This window comes from Syntrophobacterales bacterium, assembly GCA_019429105.1.
Taxonomy (GTDB): domain Bacteria; phylum Desulfobacterota; class Syntrophia; order Syntrophales; family UBA5619; genus DYTH01.
Genome location: JAHYJE010000082.1, coordinates 1 through 3821 on the forward strand (window position 1 = coordinate 1; position 3821 = coordinate 3821).

The following is a 3821-nucleotide window of genomic DNA, read 5'->3' on the forward strand; positions in this document are numbered from 1 at the left end:
CCTGAACGGCGGCAAGCAGGGTCTTCCCCTCGCTGCCCCGTTCCGCCCCGCAGTACAGCTCACAGGTCTTGCAACCCAGGCAGCGGTCCATATAAACTCCGATCACTTTCATGCAATACTCCTGACTATGAAATTAATATTACCGATCCGGTGCTTCTTCCTGCCATTTAACGTCCTCCTGCGGCCGTCGTTTTTCCCCGCCGGTATTTTCCCCAGAGGATGCGGAGCAGGGGGGCAAACAGCGAGAGGATCGCAAATATCGAGAGCGTCGCGGAGATCGGACGGGTGAAGAAGATCGCGACGTCGCCATGGGAGATCGTCAGCGACTGCCGGAGCGACATCTCCACCATCGGCCCCAGCACGAGCGCCAGCACCATCGGCGCCGCCGGGTATTTCATCTTGCGCATGACGTATCCGATCGCGCCGAAGATGAGCATGACCCAGACGTCGGCGATGTTGTTGTCCGTCGCAAAAACGCCGACCGCGGAGATCGTGATGATCAGCGGCATCAGTATCTTGTAGGGAACCTTCAGCAGCCGGACCCAGAGTCCGATCATCGGCATATTCTGGATGATCAGCATCACGTTGCCGATGTACATGCTGGCAATCAGTCCCCAGACGAATTCCGGGTTGGTCGAGAAGAGAAGCGGACCCGGACGCATCCCGTGAATGAGCAGAGCGCCCAGCAGAACCGCCGTGGTCCCCGAACCGGGGATGCCCAGCGTGAGGAGCGACACCATCGCGCCGCCCGCCGCTGCATTGTTGGCCGACTCCGGCGCAGCCACTCCTTCAATAACGCCCTTTCCGAACTTCTCCGGGTGTTTGCTGAACTTCTTCGCCGCCGCGTAGGACATAAAGGAGGCGATTGTCGCCCCGGCCCCGGGCAAAATGCCAATGAAGAATCCTATGAAAGAGCCCCGGATAATGGTCTTCCAGGAGTTCTTCCAGTCCTGCAGGTTCGGGAAGAGGGTCCGGATGCGCAGTTTTGTCTTCGAGACCATCGTCTCTAGCGGCGCTTCCATGTTTTCCAGGATCTCCGCGAGGGCGAAGAGCCCGACCGCGACCCCGATGAAGCCGATGCCGTCCAGTGTGTACATGATATCGAAGGTGAAGCGGGCGACGCCGCTCTGCGCATCGATTCCGACACAGGCCACCAAGAGTCCCAAGATGCCGCTGATGATCCCCTTGAGCGGGGAATCCCCCCCGAGCGAGGTTACCAGGGTCAGCCCCATAAAGGTGAGGGCGAAGTATTCCGGAGGGCCGAAAGAGACGGCGAAACCGGCCAGCGCCGGCGCGAGAAAGGTCAGCAGGAAAACAGCGAAAGTGCCCCCGATGAAGGAAGACATTGATGCCATTCCCAGGGCGGGTCCGGGCCGACCGTTCTTGGCGAGCTGGTGACCATCGAGGCAGGTCATTACCGACGCTGACTCACCCGGGACATTCAAAAGAATAGAGGTGGTCGCCCCTCCGAACATCGCCCCGTAGTAAACCCCGGCCATCGTAATGATCGCGGTTGTCGGATTCATCCCGAAGGTGATCGGAATCAGGATCGCCACCCCAGTCGTCGGGCCGATTCCCGGCAACACGCCGATCAGGGTTCCGAACAGCGTGCCCATGAAACAGAAGAGCAGGTTGTGCCAAGAGGCCGCGACCTGAAACCCCATGAATATATTGTTAAAAATATCCAAGGTATAACCTCCAGAACACTAAAAGCCGAACATGTTTTTGGGAAGCGAGATCCCCAGCAGAACCTGGAAGACGATAAAGAGACTGGCCGTAGTCGCAGCGGCGATCAGGAGCGACGACAGCCAGCGCTCCCGCTGGACAACCTTCATGAGGTAAAGCACGAAAATGAAAGTATTCGCGATGAACCCCACCGTCTCCATCAGCAGCGTAAAGAGGACCAGCCCCCCCAAGACCTTGGCCACGGCCAGGAGGGCCTGCCGGGCCGGGAAGGGAGAGACATCGTTCGAGTCCTGTGGCCGCACGGCCGCCCCGACGACGAGAATCAGTGAAAGTCCGGCCAGGATGATCCCCAGCCAAAAGGGCAAAAAACCGCTCCCCGGGCCAAAAGTCCCCGATGGCGGCATCAGCCATGCCTCGTGGATGACATATCCCGCCAGAACCAGCAGCACAACGCCGGTGACCAGATCCGCTTTCTTCATCGAACTATCGCCTTTCTTATGGACCACCATTCAAGGCGGGGGCACAATGGGCTGTGCCCCCGCGTCCGGGTTCCAATTACGCAGGAGCTTGCGTTACTTCTTTTTCTTGATCATGCCCATGTCCGTGAGGACGACGGTGTACCTGTCGACTTCCTTCTGCAGCCACTTCCCGAAGGTCGCACCGTCCATCCACGCCTCGGAGAGCATGTTGTCCTTGCAGTACTTCTTGAAGATGTCAGTCTGCGTGTACTTGTGGAGTGCATCCTCCAGAACCTTGCGGGCATCGGCCGGAATGTCGGCCGGGGCGACGAGACCGCGGTTCTGGACGTAGATTGCGTCTATCCCCTGCTCCTTCATTGTCGGAACGTCGGGGGCGCCGGCGAGCCGCTTTTCGGCATAGACGCCCAGGATTCGGACCTTGCCGGCCTTGTAGAGCTCCAGCGCTTCGCCGGGGTTGGCAACCATCATGTCCACGTGGCCGCCCAGGACGGCAGCATTGACCTCGCCGCCGCTGTTGAAAACGACGTAGTTGAACTGGACGCCGGCTGACTTCTCAATCAGGTAGGAGCAGATCGAGTCGGAGGACCCAAGCTGGGTGCCGCCTATGGTGATCTTCTTCGGATTGGCTTTCGCGTCCGCGATGACGTCCTTCATCGATTTGTACTTGGAATCGGCTTTCACCATCAGCATGTATTCATCGAAGGCGAAATTGGCGAGCGGCGTGAAATCCTTCAACCCGACGGGGGCTTTCCCCATCAGCGGCGTAGTCATGAAGCTCGTGACTGCGGTCACCATGTAGTACGGATCTTTCTTCTTGTTGGCCACATAGGCAAAGGCGATGCCGCCGCTTCCGCCCGGCTTGTTCTCGACGACCAGCGGTTTGGGGAGGAGCTGATTCTTTTCCACGGCCGCAGCCAGGGTGCGGGCAAAGATGTCGCTTCCGCCTCCGGCGCCGGCATGGACAATCAGGGTAACGGGTTTTTCCGGATATCCGGCGCCCAGCGCACTTCCCGCTCCAACGGCAATAAACAGCGCCACCAAAAACAATACTGACAGTCTATACAGGGTTTTCATTCTCCACCTCCATAATGGTTCCGGAACACCAGCAGTCTCCCAAAAACCGTAGCGGCCGGACTTAGAAATTAATGACATCCTAACCCTACACCAGCTTCGTTCAGCGAATATTGCCGCGATCACCCCCTTTGTTTTCTTCAAGCAGCACCGGTTTTACGGTCTGTTCGTGACTGCTCTCGTCGTTTTGATTATAGATCTGCTCAATCTGAATGTCGTAATGGATTTCCAGTTCCCGGGCCGCCCCCTCCGCATCCCGCGCGACGATCGCCTTCAGTATCCGGTCATGGATGTCGAGCATCAACTCGATTCGAGAGGGGTCCTTGAGGAAGTAATCCCGCCGCATCTTGATCCAGAGGGGCTGAATGGTCATGTCGAGAAGCTTTTCGGTAATCGTTTCGATAAGCCGGTTTTTCGTGGCGCGGGCGATGGCCAGATGGTACTCCTTCCCGTAGCGGAGGTACTCCTCCAGATCGCCGCGGCGTCCCCGTTCGCACTTTTCTTCCCATGCCTTTTGAATCGCGAGCAAATCGGCATCCGTCGCAACCTTAATGGTAAGTTGCACCGCGCCGATCTCCAGCGCCT

At 58.2% G+C, this 3821-nt stretch carries 4 protein-coding genes; all 4 read right to left on the bottom strand.

What is annotated here, in order from left to right:
* Positions 1-167: 167 nt before the first annotated feature.
* On the bottom strand, positions 168-1688 hold the full coding sequence (locus K0B01_14680; GenBank protein ID MBW6487388.1) for a tripartite tricarboxylate transporter permease: 1521 nt from the start codon (positions 1686-1688) through the stop codon (positions 168-170).
* An 18-nt stretch (positions 1689-1706) separates the two neighbouring features.
* A complete protein-coding gene (locus K0B01_14685; GenBank protein MBW6487389.1) occupies positions 1707-2165 on the bottom strand; it encodes a tripartite tricarboxylate transporter TctB family protein in 459 nt (152 codons plus the stop codon).
* A gap of 93 nt (positions 2166-2258) precedes the next feature.
* A complete protein-coding gene (locus tag K0B01_14690; GenBank protein MBW6487390.1) occupies positions 2259-3239 on the bottom strand; it encodes a tripartite tricarboxylate transporter substrate binding protein in 981 nt (326 codons plus the stop codon).
* Between the two features lie 100 nt (positions 3240-3339).
* Positions 3340-3821 (bottom strand): FCD domain-containing protein (locus K0B01_14695; protein MBW6487391.1); only part of this gene is annotated, 482 nt, incomplete at its 5' end.